At 62.2% G+C, this 233-nt stretch carries 1 protein-coding gene; it reads right to left on the minus strand.

Annotated elements, in window-relative coordinates; genetic code table 11:
* Positions 1-233, minus strand: a 233-nt coding sequence (locus tag AX724_RS16505) for a tyrosine-type recombinase/integrase (protein ID WP_156448124.1), incomplete at both ends; no start/stop codon positions are given.

Below are 233 nucleotides of genomic sequence, written 5' to 3' on the forward strand. Positions count from 1 at the left end.
CCTTGTGCGGCGCTCGCCCCCGGATCGTGACGAACAGGTCATTACACTTGGCCGGATGCTTCGCGCGGATCGCAATGTAGGCTTCGAGTGCTTTGCGCGTCGATGGCTGCAAGGTGATCAGCCGCTGCTTGCCGAACTTGCCGTTGCGGACAACCAGCCCATCCTCGACCAGATCGTCGCACTGTAGCGCGAGAGCCTCGGAAATCCGAAGTCCTGTCGTCGCCAGCAGACCG

Source organism: Sphingobium sp. CCH11-B1, from assembly GCF_001556865.1.
Lineage (GTDB): Bacteria > Pseudomonadota > Alphaproteobacteria > Sphingomonadales > Sphingomonadaceae > Sphingobium.